Source organism: Agrobacterium sp. 22-209-1, from assembly GCF_053522485.1.
Map to the genome: position 1 here is coordinate 172059 of NZ_JBNWCH010000007.1, position 18410 is coordinate 190468.

Consider the following 18410-nt stretch of genomic DNA (forward strand, 5'->3'; position numbering starts at 1 on the left):
GGTCACGCTCCTCCTGCGATCATTTCCTTTAGGATGGCGGCAAGCCTCTTGCCACCCACGGGAGCCATATCCTTGGTTTCTTCATGGCTCAGTTCCGCACCGGTCATGCCGGCACCGTAATTGGTAATAACCGATGCGGCGGCAACGCGCATCCCGAAAAAGCGGGCAAGGATGACTTCCGGCACGGTGGACATGCCGACGGCATCCGCCCCCAGCAGCCGCGCCATGCGGATTTCCGCCGGCGTTTCGAAGCTCGGGCCGGAAAACCACATATAGACGCCGCCAAACAATGGCACCGTCGCGCGGATGGCGGCGTTGCGCATGGCAAGCATCAGATCAGGATCGTAAGCAGTGGTCATGCCGACGAAGCGACGGTCGCTTTCTTCACCGATCAGCGGGTTCATGCCGGAATAGTTGATGTGATCGGTGATCTGCATGACTGAACCGGGCGGCATATCCTGCCTGACCGAGCCTGCCGAATTGGTGAGGATGAGCGACTGCACGCCGAGACCAGCCAGCGCTTCGATGACAACCCGCATCGCGGACGGATCGCCCTTTTCGTAAAAGTGCACCCGACCGGAGAGCATCATGACCGGCTCACCACCGAGATAACCGGCCACCAGCTCGCCCGCATGGCCGGAAACACCGCTTGCGGGAAAACCGGGAAGCTCGGCATAGGGCACGCGGATCGGATCGCTGACCTCTTCCACCAAAGAACCCAAACCCGAGCCGAGGACGATGGCTACGCGCGGCATTAGGCCGTTCAGGCGCTCCACCAGAATATCGATCAGCGTATCCGGCATCAGGGCAGCTCTGTCTTGAAGCTGAAGGGCAAAAGCTCTTCCATGGTCATGACCTTCTGGACGCCAGTTTCGTCGCACAGATAGACTCGCGTTTCCGGCGTGGCAAATTCGGCGATCTTCTGCCGGCATCCGCCGCAAGGCGGGCAGAGAGCCAGCTTTTCAGCAATGACAGCGATCTCGCTGATCTTCTTTGCCCCACCCATGATCATGGCGCTGATCGCAGAAGGTTCGGCGCACCAGCCCTGCGGAAAAGAGAGGTTCTCGATATTGGCGCCCTTGTAAATCTTCCCGTCTTCCGCGCGGATCGCCGCGCCGACCGGAAATTTGGAATAAGGCGCGTGCGCAAAGGCCATGGCCTCCACCGCCGCCTCGAACAGCGCATGGGATTTTGGATCGGAGGACATGGATTTAACGCTCCTTTGCATAGGCAACGCCACCGGCCTTGGGGGGCTTGGCGACGCCGATGAAACCGGCAAGCAGAATGCAGGTCAGAATATAGGGCATGGCCTGGAAAATCTGCACCGGCACTTCGCCGATACCGGGCACGGATTTGCCCTGCATGAAGTTAGCGAAGGCGTCCAGAAAACCGAATAGCAGGCAGGCGAACATGACCGGCACCGGCTTCCATTTCGCGAAGATCAGCGCTGCCAGCGCGATATAGCCCTTGCCCGCCGACATGTTGGCGATGAAGGCCGCCGATTGCGCAACGGCAAGATAGGCACCTGAGAAACCGCAGAGAAAGCCGGCGACGATGACCGCGCGGTAACGCATCCACGTCACCGAAATGCCCGCCGTATCGACGGCACCCGGGTTTTCACCGACAGCGCGCAGTCGCAGGCCGAAACGGGTGCGGTAAAGCACCCACCAGGACAGCGGTACCGCCAGAAATGCCAGATAGGTGAGGATATTGTTGCCGGAAATGACATTGGCGTAGAGCGGGCCGATGAAAGGCACTTCGCGCATCGCATCCGCGCCGGGCAGGATGATCGGCGCAAAACGGCCCTCTGCCGACAATTGCGGCGTGCGGCCGCCCTGTCCGAACCACGCCTGCCCCAGAACCACCGTCAGACCGGCGGCGATGAAGTTGAGTGCCACGCCGGATACGATCTGGTTGCCACGGTTAGTGATGACGGCAAAACCATGGGTCAGCGAGAACAGAATGGAGATGGTGATGCCCGCCAGCAGACCGGCCCAGGGATTGGCCGTGATATAGGCCACACAGGCGGAAGCGAAGGCCGCCGCCAGCATCTTGCCTTCAAGGCCGATATCGAACACGCCAGCGCGCTCGGAAAAGAGCCCAGCGAGCGCGGTGAAGAGCAGCGGGATAGTGAGACGGACGGTCGAGCCGAGGATGCTGACCAGCATATCGAAAAAATCCATATCAACTCACCCCTTTGCCAAACGCTGGTAGATGCGCACAACCGCCGGCCGGTACATATATTCCAATGCGCCTGCGAAAAGGATCACCAGACCCTGGATGACAACGATCATCTCACGGGTGATGTTCGGCATCTCGAAAGAAAGATCCGCACCGCCCTGATAGAGAATACCGAACAGCAATGCCGAAAAGATGATGCCAAGCGGATGGCTTCGCCCCATCAGCGACACAGCGATACCGACGAAACCCGCACCGCCGACGAATTCCACCTGCAGGCGGGCGGAAGCGCCCATGACCGGGTTCAGCGCCATCATGCCCGCCAGACCGCCGGAAATCAGCATGGCGATGATGACAGTGCGCGCATAGGGAATGCCGGCATAGACGGCGGCCGACGGGCTGATGCCGAGCGTGCGCATCTCATAACCGAGCTTGGTGCGCCAGATCAGAACCCAGACAAGGAAACACATGACCAGCGCGATGATGAAGGAGACGTTGAATGGCGCCGGCCCGAGCTTGAGGCCGAACAGCGCCATCAGCCAGTCAAGCTTCGGCAATTGCCCGCCCGGCAGAAAGGTGCGTGTTTCCGGCGCCATTTTGCCCGGCACGATCAGCACATTCACCAGCAGATAGACCATCAGCGCAGCCGCGATGAAGTTGAACATGATGGTGGTGATGACAACGTGGCTGCCGCGTTTCGCCTGCAGCCAAGCCGGAATGAAGGCCCAGGCCGCGCCGAAAACCGCAGCGCCGATGACGGCGAAAGGCATCGTCACATACCACGGCACGTAACGGTCGAGCGCCAGCGCCACCAGCGCGGCACCCAGACCGCCAATATAGGCCTGACCTTCGGAGCCGATATTGAACAGGCCGGCATGGAAAGCCACGGCGACGGAGAGACCGGTGAAGATGAAGCTCGTCGTGTAGAACAGCGTGAAGCCGATGGCGTCGCCGCGGCCGAGCGCTCCTTCGATGAGAAGGCGGAGCGCCGCCAGCGGGTTTTCCCCGATCGACCAGACAACGAGGCCGGAAATCAGGAAGGCGGTGACGACGTTCAGCAACGGCAACAGGCCATAGCTGATCCAGTTTGGTAAGGGAACGGAAGCGGTGCTCATTCATGCCTCATGCGGCGATGCCGGCCATCATCAGGCCCAGCGTCTGTTCTTCGGCTTCCGCCGTTTTCTCTCCAACGATACGGCCGGCGAACATGACCATGATCCGGTCCGAAAGGGAACGGATTTCATCAAGTTCGACCGAAACCAGCAAAATCGCCTTGCCGGCATCGCGCATTTCGATAATGCGGCGATGGATGAATTCGATGGCGCCAATGTCCACGCCGCGGGTCGGCTGGCCGATGATCAGCATCTTCGGGTCGCGTTCGATTTCGCGGGCGACGACGATCTTCTGCTGATTGCCGCCGGAAAAATTGGCGGTCTTCAGCTGCGGGTTCGGCGGGCGGATATCGTATTTCTCGATCTTTTCGACCGCATCCTTGCGGATCGCCTCGGGGTTGAGGAAGGGCCCTTTGCCGTATCGCTCATCATGGTGATAACCGAGGATGGAGTTTTCATATTCCTCGAATTTCAGCACCAGCCCCATATGGTGGCGGTCCTCCGGGATATGCGCGAGGCCGAGCCTGCGCAAAATTGCCGGATCGGGGCGGTCCACCTTCCGGCCATCCACCCATATCTCGCCCGAATAGGGCTTGCGGATCCCGGCTATGGCTTCGAGCAATTCCGACTGGCCATTGCCCGCCACACCGGCAATGCCGACGATTTCACCGGCGCGGACATCAAGAGAGACATCATCCACCATGGTGACGCCACGGTTGTCCTTGACAGTCAGATTGCGGATAGAGAGCAGAACATCGCCCGGCGTCGTCTCACCCTTCTCCACCCGGAGCAGCACGCGGCGACCGACCATCAGCTCAGCCAGTTCCTCGACGCTGGTTTCGGACGTCTTGCGGGTTGCCACCATTTCGCCGCGGCGCATGACGGAGACGGAATCCGTGATCGCCATGATCTCGCGCAGCTTGTGGGTGATGAGAATGACGGTCTTGCCCTGCTCACGCAGAACGCCGAGGATCTTGAACAGGTGATCCGCCTCAGCCGGCGTCAGAACGCCGGTCGGCTCATCGAGGATCAGGATTTCGGCGCCGCGATACATGGCCTTGAGGATTTCGACGCGCTGTTGCAGGCCGACCGGCAGTTCCTCGATCACCGCATCCGGATCGACTTCCAGCCCGTAATCGTCCTCGAGGCGCTTTAGCTCCCTGCGGGCCGCCGCCCGCCCCTTGGCAAGCGATGCGCCGCCTTCTGCACCGAGCATAACGTTTTCCAGCACGGTGAAATTTTCCACCAGCATGAAGTGCTGATGCACCATGCCGATGCCGGCATTGATGGCCGCCTGGCTGTCACGGATCGCGACGGGCGCGCCATTCACCCGGATTTCACCGGCATCCGCCTGGTAAAAACCGTAAAGGATCGACATCAGGGTCGACTTCCCGGCACCGTTTTCCCCGATGATGCCGTGTATCGTACCCTTGGCAACGGTCAGGTTGATATTCTTATTGGCGTGAACGGCACCGAATTTCTTGTCGATGCCCACGAGTTCGATTGCTGGGTCCATACTCAAACCGAAACCTTTCCGAAGGCTGGATATGAAAAGGGCGCAAGATGAAAAACATCATGCGCCCCAGTCAGATATCATATCATTTCGGGCAGGAATTGTCCGCCATATAGTCATGGACCTTGACGGCGCCGGAGATGATATCGGCCTTCGCCTTGTCCACGGCGGCGGTCATTTCCGGCGTGATGAGCGCCTTGTTGTTGTCGTCGAGGGCATAGGCCACGCCATCTTCCTTGACGCCGAGCGCAACGATGCCGGGGGTGAACTTGTCGTCCTTGGCATCCTTGTAGGCGTTATAGACAGCCAGATCGACCCGCTTGACCATCGAGGTCAGAACGGAACCCGGATGCAGATGGTTCTGGTTGGAGTCGACGCCGATGGAGAGCTTCTTGTTATCGGCGGCAGTCTGCAGAACGCCGAGACCAGTCGCACCGGCTGCCGCATAGATCACGTCAGCGCCCTGATCGATCTGGTTCTTGGTGAGTTCACCGCCGCGCACCGGATCGTTCCAGGCTGCACCTGTCGTTCCGGTCATGTTCTGGAAGACTTCGATCTTGTCGTTTGCCGCCTTTGCACCCTGGGCGTAACCACAGGCGAACTTGCGGATCAGCGGAATATCCATGCCGCCGATGAAGCCGACCTTGCCGGTCTTGGAGGCCATGCCGGCCAGAAGACCGACGAGGTAGGAACCTTCATGCTCCTTGTAGACCACGGAGCGGACATTCGGCAGCTCAACGACGGAATCGACGATCACGAACTTGGTGTCGGGGAATTCGGCTGCGACCTTTTCCATGGCCGAGGTCCAGGCGAAAGAAACGGCCACGACCGGGTTGAAGCCCTTGCTGGCGAAGTTGCGGATGGCCTGTTCGCCCTGCGTGTCGCTGGTCGGTTCGAAGTCACGGAAATCGATGCCCGTTTCCGCCTTGAACTTTTCAGCGCCGGCCGCAGCGGCCTCGTTGAACGACTTGTCGAACTTGCCGCCCGTGCCATAGACCAGCGCCGGCTTGATATCGGCAGCCAGCGCGGAAGCCGACATTGCGGCAAGCGCAAAAAGCGTCAGAAGGGATTTTTTCATTGTGCAGCCCTGTTGTTGCAATTGATATTTTAAGGGTCCTCCCGCAATCCCGTTTACCGGGAATGTCTGCGGAACCGCCAGCCGTTATCCCGGCTGTGCTTGCCTCATATCCTTGCATGGCTCAATGAAAAATTCATCCGGTTTTTTTGACCCGGTGGAAAAACTTTATTCTGGCGCTTTTTTGGTCTTTCCACCGGAGCGACTTGCAAAAAAACTAGTCGATATTGCAGCTTACGCCGGTTCCCCTCAGGCCGCAGTAGCCACCGGGGTTCTTGGCAAGATATTGCTGGTGATAGTCCTCGGCGTAATAAAACGTTTCAAGCGGCCCGATCTCGGTGGTGATGGTAGCGCCATGACCGGCATCGTTGAGGGCCTCCTGAAAGGCATCCCGCCCCTTCTGCGCCTGCTGCAACTGCCCTTCCGTCGTCGCGTAGATGGCGGAACGGTAGGTCGTGCCAACATCGTTGCCCTGCCGCATCCCTTGAGTCGGATCATGCTCCTCGAAGAATATCTTCAGCAGGCCCGAAAGCGAGATAACCGCCGGATCGTATACAACCTTGACCACTTCGGCGTGGCCCGTCTGGCCGGTCGTCGTCTCCTGATAGGTGGGGTTGCGGGTGAAGCCGCCGGCATAACCAACCGCCGTCACCCAGACACCCGGCGTTTTCCAAAACAACCGTTCCGCACCCCAAAAGCAGCCCATGCCGAGATAAATGGTTTCAAGTCCCTCAGGATAAGGCCCCTTCAAGGGCCGGCCATTGACGAAATGGGCTTCCGGCACCGCAAGCGCCTCTTCACGGCCGGGCAAGGCGGTTTCTTTAGTCGGCATCGTGGTTTTTTTTGAAAGCGTATCGAACAGGAACATTCGGTCCTCCATGCGGCAAGTCCGCCGCTTTTCATGGTTCACGTCTGCGGGCGCATCCTTTCGACAGACACAAAGTCAGGCCGATAAACGCCTCATCGCCTTGTGTTTCCTGTAACCCGCCATCCAGCAGAGCAGCGAAAGCGCCAGGGAAACGGCAAATGCGGGCACCGCCGACAGGGCATTTTCAATGAAGCGCCACGCTTCAGGGTGAATATAGTGAGCCATGGCCGCTTCCACCATGGTGCGGGAAGCAGGAAGAAGATAGTTCCAGACGGACAGGACGCCAGCGATGTTGACCGAGGATGTGGAAACCGAGCGGATCGAGTCGAGCACGCCCAGAAAAACCGCAGCAACGAGGAAAAGAAAGCTCAAAAACCGCAAAAAAGCTTTCATCAGAGACACCTCGCTTACGATCTGTCGGTCAGACAGACATATTTTCAAATCTATAATGCATCGATAAAGGCGGGAAAACCGGTTTGCAATCGCATCGGAACACAGGAAATTGCCGACATTTCAAAAAACTGTCAGATTCGTGTTGATCCCTGCGAATTCATCGGTATATATCGCGCCGTTCCAGTGATTTGCATTCTTCAAAACATGCAGATTTGAAAAAGGACAGGTGGCCGAGTGGTTTAAGGCGCACGCCTGGAACGCGTGTGTGCGTGAAAGCGTACCGTGGGTTCGAATCCCACCCTGTCCGCCATTTCACCCCACCCCGATACCGTTAAAATCCAGTCTCAACGGGTCGTTCGCCGCGATGCCGACCGGCAACGCCGCGTAGAGCCCGAGCCGCGTTTTCCCGCTTCCGCAAGCAGTGATGGCTATGCTTCTGCACAGACAGGGGTTTCTTGCGCTTTTTTGCTGCGCTTCCCCCTGTCTTGCGCCTTGCAGCAGGAAAAATCGCTCCTTATATACGCCGCATAACAGCAGCGAAGGCTGCAAATCCAAGTCAAGGAGTTGCCACAAGAATGCCTCACGGGGTTCCGGCAGCTCGCTTCAAGGAGAGAAGAGCATGGCAAAAGTAATCGGTATCGACCTTGGCACGACCAATTCCTGCGTCGCAGTGATGGACGGCAAGGACACGAAAGTAATTGAAAACGCGGAAGGCGCGCGCACCACGCCGTCCATGGTGGCATTTTCCGACGATGGCGAACGCCTTGTCGGCCAGCCGGCCAAGCGCCAGGCGGTCACCAACCCGACCAACACCCTGTTTGCGGTCAAGCGCCTGATCGGCCGCCGTTATGAAGACCCGACCGTCGAGAAGGACAAGGCTCTTGTTCCCTTCGAGATCGTCAAGGGTGACAATGGCGACGCATGGGTGAAGGCGCAGGACAAGCCCTATTCCCCTTCGCAGATTTCCGCGATGATCCTTCAGAAGATGAAGGAAACGGCTGAATCTTATCTCGGTGAAAAGGTCGAGAAGGCCGTTATCACCGTTCCCGCCTACTTCAACGATGCGCAGCGCCAGGCAACCAAGGATGCCGGCCGCATTGCAGGTCTCGACGTCCTGCGTATCATCAACGAGCCGACTGCGGCAGCACTCGCTTACGGCCTCGACAAGAAGGACGGCAAGACCATCGCGGTTTACGACCTTGGCGGCGGTACCTTCGATATTTCCGTCCTGGAAATCGGCGATGGCGTCTTCGAAGTGAAGTCCACCAACGGCGATACCTTCCTTGGCGGTGAAGACTTCGACATGCGTCTGGTCGAATATCTGGCTGGCGAGTTCAAGAAGGATCAGGGTATCGACCTGAAGAACGACAAGCTCGCTCTGCAGCGCCTCAAGGAAGCTGCCGAAAAGGCAAAGATCGAACTTTCCTCCTCGCAGCAGACCGAAATCAACCTGCCGTTCATCACGGCCGATGCTTCCGGTCCGAAGCACCTGACGCTGAAGCTGACCCGCGCCAAATTCGAAAGCCTGGTTGACGATCTGGTGCAGCGCACCGTCGCACCGTGTAAGGCAGCGCTCAAGGATGCCGGCGTTTCCGCTTCCGAGATCGACGAAGTCGTTCTCGTCGGTGGCATGAGCCGCATGCCAAAGGTCCAGGAAGTCGTCAAGCAGCTGTTCGGCAAGGAGCCGCACAAGGGCGTGAACCCGGATGAAGTGGTCGCCATGGGCGCCGCCATTCAGGCTGGCGTTCTGCAGGGCGACGTCAAGGACGTTCTGCTGCTCGATGTGACCCCGCTGTCGCTCGGCATCGAAACGCTGGGTGGCGTTTTCACCCGTCTGATCGATCGCAACACGACGATCCCGACCAAGAAGAGCCAGACCTTCTCGACCGCCGAAGACAACCAGTCGGCCGTGACCATCCGCGTCTCGCAGGGTGAGCGCGAAATGGCGCAGGACAACAAGCTGCTCGGCCAGTTCGACCTCGTCGGCCTGCCGCCGGCACCGCGTGGCGTTCCGCAGATCGAAGTGACCTTCGATATCGACGCCAACGGCATCGTGCAGGTTTCGGCGAAAGACAAGGGCACCGGCAAGGAACAGCAGATCCGCATCCAGGCCTCCGGAGGTCTCTCCGACGCCGACATCGAAAAGATGGTGAAGGACGCCGAAGCCAATGCCGAGGCCGACAAGAAGCGTCGTGCGGGTGTGGAAGCCAAGAACCAGGCCGAAAGCCTCATCCACTCCACCGAAAAGTCGGTGAAGGAATATGGCGACAAGGTTTCCGAAACTGACCGCAAGGCTATCGAAGACGCCATTGCCAGCCTGAAGACCGCCGTCGAAGCCGCTGAGCCGGATGCAGACGACATTCAGGCCAAGACCCAGACCCTCATGGAAGTTTCCATGAAGCTTGGTCAGGCCATCTACGAAGCGCAGCAGGCCGAGGCCGGCGATGCTTCCGAAGAAGGCAAGGACGACGTCGTCGACGCCGACTATGAAGAAATCAAGGACGACAAGAAGTCCGCTTAATCGCGTGACTTTCCGTCTCCTGACAATTTATGCAAGACATCCGGCTGCCGACGTGCAGCCGGAAATCCATTTGCGAGGCTTGTTAACTGAATGGCGAAAGCAGACTTTTACGAAACACTTGGCGTCAGCAAGACTGCGGACGAAAAAGAGCTGAAAAGCGCCTTCCGCAAACTCGCGATGAAATACCATCCGGACAAGAACCCGGACGATGCCGATTCCGAACGGAAATTCAAGGAAATCAACGAAGCATACGAGACGTTGAAGGACCCTCAGAAACGAGCGGCCTATGACCGTTTCGGCCACGCCGCATTTGAAAATGGCGGCATGGGCGGCGGCGGCATGGGTGGCGGCGGTTTCGCCAATGGCGGCTTCTCCGACATCTTCGAGGACATCTTCGGCGAGATGATGGGTGGTGGCCGTGCGCGCCGCTCTTCCGGCGGGCGCGAACGCGGCGCCGATCTTCGCTACAACATGGAAATCACGCTGGAAGAGGCCTTCACCGGCAAGACGGCGCAGATCAGGGTTCCTACCTCGATCACCTGTGATGTCTGTTCGGGCTCTGGCGCCAAACCAGGTACACAGCCGAAGACCTGCGCTACCTGTCAGGGTTCCGGCCGCGTGCGCGCAGCACAGGGCTTCTTCTCGGTGGAACGCACCTGCCCCACCTGCCATGGCCGCGGGCAGACGATCTCCGATCCGTGCGGCAAGTGCCATGGTCAGGGCCGTGTAACGGAAGAGCGCTCGCTCTCGGTCAACATTCCCTCGGGCATTGAAGACGGCACCCGCATTCGCTTGCAGGGGGAAGGCGAAGCTGGCATGCGCGGCGGTCCGGCGGGCGATCTTTACATCTTCCTGTCCGTGCGTCCGCATGAATTCTTCCAGCGCGACGGCGCCGACCTTTATTGCACCGTGCCGATCTCCATGACGACGGCGGCGCTCGGCGGCACTTTCGATGTCACGACGCTCGACGGCACCAAATCGCGGGTTACGGTTCCGGAAGGAACCCAGCCGGGCAAGCAGTTCCGTCTGAAGGGCAAGGGTATGCCGGTGCTGCGTTCAGCGCAGACGGGCGACCTTTATATCCAGATTCAGATCGAGACGCCGCAGAAACTCAGCAAGCGGCAGCGCGAGCTGTTGCAGGAATTCGAGCAGCTCTCCTCCAAGGAGAATAATCCGGAATCGACGGGCTTCTTTGCCCGGATGAAGGAATTCTTCGACGGCTGATCGCTGCCGCTTCCCCGCTTTTAGAACGCCGCCGCCATCAGGGACTGGCGGCGTTTTCGTTTCTGGCTCAACCGGAAAAGCCGCCCTCTTCCAGATATTGCCGCTCCTCCGGTGTCGTTTCTCGCAACAATATCTTGTTACGATGCGGAAAGCGGCCGAAACGCTCGATGATATCGCGATGTTCTTCGGCATGGTGAAGATAAAGCCCGCCAAGCGGATAGTTCAGGACGCAGGCACGCTGCTGGGCCTCGATATCTTCGGCATGGGAAAAGGGCAGATAGAAGAACACCCGCAAATCCTCACTCACCGCCTGATCATGCCCGCTGTGGATGGCCTCATCGGCAAAAAGCCGCGCCAGAGGATCGGTCGCATACATGTGCGCGGTGCCGCGAAAGCAGTTGCGCGGAAACTGATCCAGCAGAAGCATCAGCGCGAGGCTGCTTTCCGCGTCCTCCAGCCAGTTGTCCAATTCACGTCTTGCGGCCGCAAAATGGGCGTCGCGGAAACGGTCGTGAAAGCGGTTATCGAAGGCGGCGTCCTTGTCGAACCACTTCTCCGGTCCGGCCTTCTTCCAGAAATCGACGATATCGGCGGCTAGCTCGGCGGTGTCGTTTTTCATTGGCTCTTCCCTGTCAATAATGCGGCGGCCGGGTAATTGCAGGCGCGTCCAGCGATTGCTCTTCGAGGCTCAGAAACCTCTCCGTCAGGCGGTCCAGCTTGGCACGGGTCTGCTCCACCACCTTCCACTGCTCCGCCAGCTGATCAGAGAGTTCTTCTATCACCTTCGCCTGATGCGCGGCCGTTTCCTCGAGTATGATGATGCGTTTTTCGGTTTCCGACGTCATATCGACCTCTCTTTCCAGCCCTTCCTTGGGCGTAAAAGCTTGGGAGTCAACCATATGTCGCTTTGGTGAAGCAAATTCGTCATGGCGATCCGGAAACGAAAAAAGCCGGCGGTGTTTCCATCGCCGGCATCCGAGTCTTTGGCATTCCTCAGTCTTCTTCTACGAAAACCTCTTCGCGTTTCTTCTTCACGCTGGGCAGAAAGACGACGATCAGCACGGCCAACGCGATGAAAAGCAGGGTGGCGCTGATCGGCCGGGTGAAGAAGGTCGATGGATCGCCACGCGACAGAATCATGGCGCGCCGCAGGTTCTCCTCCAGCAGCGGACCGAGCACGAAGCCCAGCAGCAACGGTGCAGGTTCGCAGCGCAGTTTCACCAGCACATAGCCAATGAAGCCGAAGAAGGCGACGGCATACAGATCGAAGACGTTGGAATTGACGCTGTAGACCCCGATGGCGCAGAAGGCCATGATGATGGGGAACAGCACATAATAAGGCACCGTCAGAAGCTTCACCCACAGCCCGATCAGGGGCAGGTTCAGGATGACGAGCATCAGGTTGCCGATCCACATGGAGGCGATGATGCCCCAGAACAGCGCCGGCTGTTCGGTCGCAACGTTCGGACCCGGCACGATACCCTGGATGATCATCGCGCCAATCATCAGCGCCATGACCGGATTGGCGGGAATGCCAAGCGTGAGCAGCGGGATGAAGGAGGTCTGCGCACCCGCGTTGTTTGCGGATTCCGGACCGGCCACCCCGGCCACCGCGCCATGCCCGAATTCTTTCGGGTTCTTGGAGACGCGTTTTTCAACCGTATAGGATGCAAATGCCGCAAGGATGGCACCACCACCCGGCAGAATACCTAGTGCCGAACCGATGACAGTGCCGCGCAACACCGGACCGATCATGGCCTTGAAGTCCTCCTTCGACGGCATCAGGCTGCTGACTTTGGCGATCAGCACAGAGCGGGTCCGCTCGTTTTCGAGATTGCGCAGGATCTCGGCGATACCGAAGACGCCAACGGCCACAGCCACAAAGTTCAGACCGTCGGCATACTCGCGAATACCGAGAGTGAAGCGCGGCGTGCCGCTGTAAATATCCGTGCCGACCAGACCGAGCAGCAGGCCGAGCACGACCATGGCCAGAGCCTTGACGATGGAGCCATGGGCGAGCGCAATGGATGAGACGAGGCCCACGACCATCAGCGAGAAATATTCTGCCGCGCCGAACTCCAGCGCTATCGCCGTCAAGGGCGGCGCGAAGATCGCCACAAGGAAGGTGGATACCGTGCCGGCAAAGAACGAGCCGATGGCGGCGATGGCAAGAGCAGCCCCCGCCTTGCCCTTGCGCGCCATCTGATAGCCATCGATGGCGGTAACGGCAGAGGAGGATTCGCCGGGCATGTTGATCAGGATGGCCGTGGTCGAGCCGCCATATTGCGCGCCGTAATAAATGCCGGCGAGCATGATCAGCGACGAGACCGGTTCGAGCTGGAAGGTAATCGGCAGCAGCATGGCGATGGTCGCCGTCGCACCGATGCCGGGCAGCACGCCGATCAAAGTGCCGAGCAACACGCCGATAAGGCAGAAGAACAGGTTTGCCAGCGAAGAAGCCGTGACGAAACCGAGAGCGAGATTATCGAGCAAATCCATCACGGCACCTCAAAATTTAAGCCAGGGACCGAAGCGCTGGAACGGCAGGCCGAGACCGTAGTTAAAAACAGCGACGGAAAAGACCGTGATCGCAGCGGAAAGAATGACCGCCATGACCGGGCTCATCTTGTGCGAGGCGAAGGAAGCGATGAGGGCGCTGAAAAAAAGTGCCGGAACGAAACCGAGACCCCGGACAGTGAGGCCGAAGAAGATCGGGGCGGGCAGAATGAAAAATATCCCCCGCCAGGCAATCGCGCCGATAGCCTCACCCTGTATGCGCGTGGACCGTATGAATATCACCCCACCGAGCAGGACCAGAATGATCGCCAAAACAAGCGGGAAATAGCCGGGTCCCATTCGGAATGCGCTCCCAATCTCCAGCCCATAGGACTGCAGGGCAAAAAATGCGCCAAGCCCAATAAAAATTGCCCCGCAGACTGCTTCGGCAGGGTCAATAAAAAACGACTTCATGAAAGATGCCCCTCCACTGCGGCCGGCAACCCACCGTCCCGCGCGTTAAATCGATGGCAAAAAGCCGGCGGCATGACGCCGCCGGTAATTCTTTCAGCCATCAGTCGGCATATTGGCCGGCAGCTTCGATCACCGGCTTCCAGCGGGCGATTTCGCTTTCAAGCTTGGCCTTCAGCGCCGCAGGCGTCGCATCGCTTTCAGAGGAAGGCGTGGTGCCGAGTTCAGCAAAACGAGCTACGACATTCTCGTCCTTCAGCGCGGCCTGCAGCGATTTGGAGAGCTTTTCGTTGATTTCGGCAGACGTGCCCTTCGGCGTATAGATGCCGTGCCAGATACCTACTTCGAGCTTCGGCAGGCCTGCTTCGACAACCGTCGGCACATCCGGAAGCACGTCCAGCCGCTTGGCCGTGGTTACGGCATAGGCTTTCACGGTTCCGCCCTGAATCTGCTTGGTGGTGTTGGTGGTCTGGTCGCACATGATGTCGACCTGGCCGCCGAGAAGATCGGTCATGGCCGGACCTGTGCCCTTATAGGGAACGGTGACAAGCGGTGTCTCTATGGCGCTCATGAACAGCATGCCGCACAGATGCGAGGCGGCGCCGATGCCGGCATTGGCGACGGTCACCTTGTCCTTGTTCGCCTTGGCATAGTCGATCAGACTTTTCAGATCCGTCGTCTCGAGGGTCTTGCGCGACAGGATGGTCATCGGCACTTCGGTGACCAGACCGACATATTCAAAGGCGTTCAGCGTGTCATAGGCGAGCTTGCGGTAGAGCGTGGCGCTGGTCGCCATGCCGATATGGTGGAGAAGAACGGTATAACCGTCCGGATCGGCCGACGCCACGCGACCAGCACCCAGCGTGCCGCCTGCGCCGCCGACATTTTCGACGATGATCTGCTGGCCGAGGTCCTTCGACATGGATTCAGCGACAAGACGCGCGACCGTATCCGTGGGGCCGCCAGCGGAAAAGGGCACGACCATGGTGATATTGCGCTCTGGATAGTTCTGAGCGGATGCGGACAGCGCAAAAAGGGAAACGGCAGCGGCAGCAGCAAGGCCGGTGACTGTCTTCAGTATTTTCATCGATTCCTCCCGGATGAAAATGTTCGCCACTTCAGCCGCGCATGCTCCTCCATGGCGACCGGGGTGAGATATTTGCGATCCGGGATCACCGTTCAGCAATGGCGGTCTTGTCGTGCGGTGCGCTTTTATTGCCATCCCGGACGGCAATGGGTGGATTTCTACCCATAAGGAATGATCTATGGGTGGAAATCCACCCATCAGACCTCGGTCATGTGCCGGTGCAGGCCGTATTTCTGCATTTTTTCGTAGAGCGTTTTGCGCGAAATGCCGAGATTTTCATAAACGGATTTCAGATTTCCGCCGTGCACGGCGATTGCGTGTGCGATCAGGCTTTTTTCATAAGCCGCAACCCGTGTGGCAAGGGCCGCTTTTCCGTCATCATGAAACGGCAGGGAGGCTTCGGACACATCGCTTTCCAGACCGAGAACGAAACGGTCTGCCGCATTGCGCAGTTCACGCACGTTGCCCGGCCACTCACGCAGGGAGACGACCGAAAGCAGACTTTGCGGCACCTCCATGTCTTCCCGCCCGTAGCGGGCAGCAGCTTCCCGCACGAGATGCAGGAAAAGTAACGGTATATCTGCGCTGCGCTGCGAGAGCGACGGCACGAGAAGTGTCGCCACGTTGAGCCGATAAAGAAGATCCGCACGGAACCGACCGGCCGCGACTTCCTGTTCCAGATCGACCTTGCTGGTGGCGATAAAACGGACATCGAGTTCGACCGTTTCATTCGAGCCGAGACGGGTAATCACCCGTTCCTGCAAGACACGCAGGAAGCGGCCCTGCAATTCGAAGGGCATGGAGCCGATCTCATCCAGCAATATGGTGCCGCCGCGAGCATGTTCGAACTTGCCGTAGCGCGGGCGCAGCGCACCGGGGAAGGCGCCTGCCTCATGACCGAACAACTCGCTTTCGATCAACGTCTGCGGAAGGGCGGCGCAATTGATCGCCACGAATGGCCGGTTGGCCCTGGCGCTGATATCGTGAAGCGCGCGCGCCACGACCTCCTTGCCGGCGCCCGTGTCACCGACGATCAGCGTATCGGCGTCCGTCGCACCGATAGCGCGGATACGATACCGCAGATCGACCATGATCTGGGTTCTGCCGGGCAGACGTGTTTCGAGATCGTCATGCTTGCCTGCCACCGCCTTGAGACGGCGGTTTTCCAGCACCAGCGCCCGCCGATCATTGGCCCTTTTTATGATGCCGGCGAGATATTGCGGCGTGAACGGCTTTTCGATGAAATCATAAGCGCCGTTGCGCATGGCGTTGACCGCGAGCTGCACATCGCCATGGCCTGTCATCAGGATGACAGGTATCTCCGCATCAAGCTCCCGCACCTTCTGCAGCAGCGTCATACCATCCATGCCGGGCATCCGGATATCGCTAACCACCACGCCGTCGAAGCTGTAGCCGATGAGTTCGAGCGCATGTTCGGCGCTTGCGAGCATGGTGACGTCACAGCCTGAGAGCTCCAGCGCCTGCGCCGTGGAAAAGCGCAGCTCTTCCTCATCATCGATCAATAGAACCCGCGACATGGTCATTCCGCAGCCGCCTCCACGCGCCACGCGGCGGCTGGCAATTCGATCTCGAACTCCGCCCCGCCGTCTTCATGGTTTCTGACGCGCAGCTGGCCGCCGAAATCCTTGATGATATTATAGGATATGGACAGGCCAAGACCGAGGCCGCGCCCCACGCCCTTGGTGGTGAAGAAGGGATCGAAAATGCGTTCTGAAATCGCCGCCGGCACGCCCGGACCGCGATCAAGAATGAAAATCGACACCGACTGGCCGTGCTGCACGGCCCGCAGCGCAATGCGGCGTTCCTCGCGTCCCTCCACCGCATCGGCAGCATTGGAGATGATGTTGACGAGCACCTGCTGCAGCCGCACCGGGCCGGCTTTCACGGCAAGCGGAACCCGACCGAGATCCACATCCAGCACCGCATCGGCGGCCTTCAGCCGCGCGCCGACGATTTCGAGCGTATCGCGAAGGACAGCTTCGAGACTTACCGCGGCCGTTTTTTCATTGGGTTTACGGGCGAAATTCCTGAGATGTTTGCTGATGGAGGCCATACGGTCGATAAGGCCCGAAATGCGCCTGAGGTTTTCTGTCACCTCCTCCAGCCGTCCCCGTTCCACGAGAAGCGAGGCGTTTTCGGCATAATTCTTGGCGGCTGCGAGCGGCTGGTTGAACTCATGCGACAACGCCGCCGACATCTGGCCGAGCGCTGCGAGCTTGCCCGCCTGCACCAGCTCGTTCTGCATCTTGCGCAACTGTTTTTCCGTCTGGCGGCGCTCTGCGACTTCGTGTTCGATCTCCTGATTGACCCGCGCCAGATCGGCGGTGCGCTCCTCCACCCGGCGTTCCAGCTCCGCCTGCGCCTCCGCCTGATGGGTCAGGCGTTCGCGCAGACGACGACGCCTTTGCAGCATGGCGGCGATCAGCGCGGCAGCAAGACACAGGCAGAGGATGATGGCTATCATCGCCGTCTTCACCTGCGTTCGGAGGGAACCCGTGTCCATCAGCACACTGACTGTCCAGCCCGCGTCGGGCATCGGCTGCGACAGGACCATATATTCCCTTTCACCGTCATTTTGGGTGATTGTCATCAGTTGATGGGAGCCAAAGTTGCCGTTTTTCACCGGCAACTCCTTCAGCGTTGCATTGGCGTAGCGGCGAGAAGTCTCCGTGCGCGCCAGCCTCTCGGGCGTCAGCGGCATCAGGCCGGAATAAAGCCATTGCGGCGTTCCAGTCATGAAGATGATGCCTTCCGGGTCCGATACCAGAATTCGGTTCTCGCCATTGCCGAAGGAGGCTTCTATGCCTTCAATGTCGACCTTAAAGACGATGACGCCCTTGATCTCCTCATTAAAAAGGATGGGCGCCGAAAAATAATAGCCACGCTTGTGGGACGTGGTGCCAAGCGCGAAGAACCGCGACTGGAAACCTTTGGCGGCGTCCTGAAAATAGGGACGGTAGCTGAAATTCTCACCGACGAAGCTGGTTGGACCATCATAGTTGCTGGCGGCGATTGTCTCCCCATCCAGCGTGATGATGTAAATATCGGAGGATTCCAGCAGGGTGTTGATGGATTTGAGATAGACATTGGCGCGCTGGCGCAGTTCGGCATCCTTGGGATGTGCGACCAGTTCCTCAATGTCGTCATGATCGGCGATCAGAGCCGGCAGCGGCTCGTAGCGGCTCAAAAGCCCGCCGAGGGCGGAAACGGCCAGCCGCAGAGTGGTGCGGCCCTGATCGGACATTTCGCCGAAATAGCTTTCCGCAATAATGCCGCCACCTCTGGTCACGGCGCCATAACCGAGACCGAGGCTGAGAAGCATCAACAAAATCCAGCGATATTTCACCGAAGCTCCCCGCCTTTTGCAGGCATCGAAACCTGCTCTCTCTAAAAGAGTGTAGGAGGAGTGGCCGAATTTTCCAAGTGAGCGGAAAAGACAGCAGAACGGCCC

At 59.0% G+C, this 18410-nt stretch carries 17 protein-coding genes and 1 tRNA gene; 3 read left to right on the forward strand and 15 right to left on the reverse strand.

Annotation, left to right across the window (positions count from 1 at the left end):
- Positions 1 to 2 precede the first annotated feature (2 nt).
- The 8 genes from ACQZ48_RS16925 to ACQZ48_RS16960 all read right to left on the reverse strand — a co-directional run bounded on the left by ACQZ48_RS16925 (position 3) and on the right by ACQZ48_RS16960 (position 7139).
- Positions 3 to 803, reverse strand: coding sequence for a purine-nucleoside phosphorylase (locus ACQZ48_RS16925; RefSeq protein ID WP_137409555.1), 801 nt, complete (start codon positions 801 to 803; stop codon positions 3 to 5).
- Positions 803 to 1207 carry a cytidine deaminase gene (locus ACQZ48_RS16930; RefSeq protein WP_077984570.1) on the reverse strand — a complete coding sequence of 135 codons (405 nt, stop codon included), beginning with the start codon at positions 1205 to 1207 and terminating at the stop codon, positions 803 to 805. The genes ACQZ48_RS16925 and ACQZ48_RS16930 overlap by 1 nt, the downstream gene beginning before the upstream one ends.
- Before the next feature lie 4 nt (positions 1208 to 1211).
- Complete coding sequence (locus ACQZ48_RS16935) at positions 1212 to 2183, reverse strand: ABC transporter permease (protein ID WP_077984571.1); 972 nt, start codon at positions 2181 to 2183, stop codon at positions 1212 to 1214.
- Positions 2184 to 2189: 6 nt separating this feature from the next.
- On the reverse strand, positions 2190 to 3293 hold the full coding sequence (locus ACQZ48_RS16940) for an ABC transporter permease (RefSeq protein ID WP_077984572.1): 1104 nt from the start codon (positions 3291 to 3293) through the stop codon (positions 2190 to 2192).
- Positions 3294 to 3300: 7 nt separating this feature from the next.
- The gene (locus tag ACQZ48_RS16945) at positions 3301 to 4806 is read right to left on the reverse strand and encodes an ABC transporter ATP-binding protein (RefSeq protein WP_137410933.1); all 1506 of its coding nucleotides are present in this window, start codon (positions 4804 to 4806) and stop codon (positions 3301 to 3303) included.
- An 82-nt stretch (positions 4807 to 4888) separates the two neighbouring features.
- Positions 4889 to 5881 (reverse strand): BMP family lipoprotein, encoded by a 993-nt coding sequence (locus ACQZ48_RS16950; RefSeq protein ID WP_077984574.1) that lies wholly within the window; start codon positions 5879 to 5881, stop codon positions 4889 to 4891.
- A 214-nt stretch (positions 5882 to 6095) separates the two neighbouring features.
- Positions 6096 to 6746, reverse strand: a complete 651-nt coding sequence (gene msrA, locus ACQZ48_RS16955; protein WP_448729050.1) for a peptide-methionine (S)-S-oxide reductase MsrA — start codon at positions 6744 to 6746, stop codon at positions 6096 to 6098.
- Positions 6747 to 6821: 75 nt separating this feature from the next.
- The gene (locus ACQZ48_RS16960; protein WP_142913793.1) at positions 6822 to 7139 is read right to left on the reverse strand and encodes a hypothetical protein; all 318 of its coding nucleotides are present in this window, start codon (positions 7137 to 7139) and stop codon (positions 6822 to 6824) included.
- A gap of 220 nt (positions 7140 to 7359) precedes the next feature.
- On the opposite strand from ACQZ48_RS16960, the gene ACQZ48_RS16965 reads away from it, so the two are divergent.
- The 3 genes from ACQZ48_RS16965 (at position 7360) to dnaJ (ending at position 10884) form a co-directional block, all read left to right on the forward strand.
- Positions 7360 to 7449, forward strand: a tRNA-Ser gene (locus tag ACQZ48_RS16965).
- A 309-nt stretch (positions 7450 to 7758) separates the two neighbouring features.
- Complete coding sequence (gene dnaK / locus ACQZ48_RS16970) at positions 7759 to 9660, forward strand: molecular chaperone DnaK (protein WP_077984580.1); 1902 nt, start codon at positions 7759 to 7761, stop codon at positions 9658 to 9660.
- Between the two features lie 90 nt (positions 9661 to 9750).
- Complete coding sequence (gene dnaJ, locus ACQZ48_RS16975) at positions 9751 to 10884, forward strand: molecular chaperone DnaJ (RefSeq protein WP_077984581.1); 1134 nt, start codon at positions 9751 to 9753, stop codon at positions 10882 to 10884.
- A gap of 67 nt (positions 10885 to 10951) precedes the next feature.
- Here dnaJ and ACQZ48_RS16980 read toward each other — a convergent pair whose 3' ends face one another.
- The 7 genes from ACQZ48_RS16980 to ACQZ48_RS17010 form a co-directional block, all read right to left on the reverse strand.
- On the reverse strand, positions 10952 to 11503 hold the full coding sequence (locus tag ACQZ48_RS16980) for a DUF924 family protein (protein WP_448729051.1): 552 nt from the start codon (positions 11501 to 11503) through the stop codon (positions 10952 to 10954).
- A gap of 13 nt (positions 11504 to 11516) precedes the next feature.
- Positions 11517 to 11729 (reverse strand): SlyX family protein, encoded by a 213-nt coding sequence (locus tag ACQZ48_RS16985; RefSeq protein ID WP_077984626.1) that lies wholly within the window; start codon positions 11727 to 11729, stop codon positions 11517 to 11519.
- Between the two features lie 148 nt (positions 11730 to 11877).
- Positions 11878 to 13383 carry a tripartite tricarboxylate transporter permease gene (locus ACQZ48_RS16990; RefSeq protein ID WP_077984584.1) on the reverse strand — a complete coding sequence of 502 codons (1506 nt, stop codon included), beginning with the start codon at positions 13381 to 13383 and terminating at the stop codon, positions 11878 to 11880.
- Between the two features lie 9 nt (positions 13384 to 13392).
- Positions 13393 to 13854, reverse strand: coding sequence for a tripartite tricarboxylate transporter TctB family protein (locus ACQZ48_RS16995; protein ID WP_077984585.1), 462 nt, complete (start codon positions 13852 to 13854; stop codon positions 13393 to 13395).
- Between the two features lie 100 nt (positions 13855 to 13954).
- The gene (locus ACQZ48_RS17000) at positions 13955 to 14938 is read right to left on the reverse strand and encodes a tripartite tricarboxylate transporter substrate-binding protein (protein ID WP_077984628.1); all 984 of its coding nucleotides are present in this window, start codon (positions 14936 to 14938) and stop codon (positions 13955 to 13957) included.
- Between the two features lie 197 nt (positions 14939 to 15135).
- Positions 15136 to 16482, reverse strand: a complete 1347-nt coding sequence (locus tag ACQZ48_RS17005) for a sigma-54-dependent transcriptional regulator (RefSeq protein ID WP_191217282.1) — start codon at positions 16480 to 16482, stop codon at positions 15136 to 15138.
- Positions 16479 to 18281 (reverse strand): sensor histidine kinase, encoded by a 1803-nt coding sequence (locus ACQZ48_RS17010; protein WP_173987812.1) that lies wholly within the window; start codon positions 18279 to 18281, stop codon positions 16479 to 16481. The genes ACQZ48_RS17005 and ACQZ48_RS17010 overlap by 4 nt, the downstream gene beginning before the upstream one ends.
- Positions 18282 to 18410: the final 129 nt, after the last annotated feature.

Bases quoted from the DNA above. Each gene is read 5' to 3' on its own strand.
- dnaK (WP_077984580.1), top strand. From the start codon at position 7,759: ATGGCAAAAGTAATCGGTATCGACCTTGGCACGACCAATTCCTGCGTC.
- ACQZ48_RS16950 (WP_077984574.1), bottom strand. From the start codon at position 5,881: ATGAAAAAATCCCTTCTGACGCTTTTTGCGCTTGCCGCAATGTCGGCT.
- ACQZ48_RS16995 (WP_077984585.1), bottom strand. From the start codon at position 13,854: ATGAAGTCGTTTTTTATTGACCCTGCCGAAGCAGTCTGCGGGGCAATT.
- ACQZ48_RS16940 (WP_077984572.1), bottom strand. From the start codon at position 3,293: ATGAGCACCGCTTCCGTTCCCTTACCAAACTGGATCAGCTATGGCCTG.
- ACQZ48_RS17010 (WP_173987812.1), bottom strand. From the start codon at position 18,281: ATGCTTCTCAGCCTCGGTCTCGGTTATGGCGCCGTGACCAGAGGTGGC.
- ACQZ48_RS17000 (WP_077984628.1), bottom strand. From the start codon at position 14,938: ATGAAAATACTGAAGACAGTCACCGGCCTTGCTGCTGCCGCTGCCGTT.
- ACQZ48_RS16960 (WP_142913793.1), bottom strand. From the start codon at position 7,139: ATGAAAGCTTTTTTGCGGTTTTTGAGCTTTCTTTTCCTCGTTGCTGCG.
- ACQZ48_RS16990 (WP_077984584.1), bottom strand. From the start codon at position 13,383: ATGGATTTGCTCGATAATCTCGCTCTCGGTTTCGTCACGGCTTCTTCG.
- ACQZ48_RS16985 (WP_077984626.1), bottom strand. From the start codon at position 11,729: ATGACGTCGGAAACCGAAAAACGCATCATCATACTCGAGGAAACGGCC.
- msrA (WP_448729050.1), bottom strand. From the start codon at position 6,746: ATGTTCCTGTTCGATACGCTTTCAAAAAAAACCACGATGCCGACTAAA.
- dnaJ (WP_077984581.1), top strand. From the start codon at position 9,751: ATGGCGAAAGCAGACTTTTACGAAACACTTGGCGTCAGCAAGACTGCG.
- ACQZ48_RS16930 (WP_077984570.1), bottom strand. From the start codon at position 1,207: ATGTCCTCCGATCCAAAATCCCATGCGCTGTTCGAGGCGGCGGTGGAG.
- ACQZ48_RS16935 (WP_077984571.1), bottom strand. From the start codon at position 2,183: ATGGATTTTTTCGATATGCTGGTCAGCATCCTCGGCTCGACCGTCCGT.
- ACQZ48_RS16925 (WP_137409555.1), bottom strand. From the start codon at position 803: ATGCCGGATACGCTGATCGATATTCTGGTGGAGCGCCTGAACGGCCTA.
- ACQZ48_RS17005 (WP_191217282.1), bottom strand. From the start codon at position 16,482: ATGACCATGTCGCGGGTTCTATTGATCGATGATGAGGAAGAGCTGCGC.
- ACQZ48_RS16945 (WP_137410933.1), bottom strand. From the start codon at position 4,806: ATGGACCCAGCAATCGAACTCGTGGGCATCGACAAGAAATTCGGTGCC.
- ACQZ48_RS16980 (WP_448729051.1), bottom strand. From the start codon at position 11,503: ATGAAAAACGACACCGCCGAGCTAGCCGCCGATATCGTCGATTTCTGG.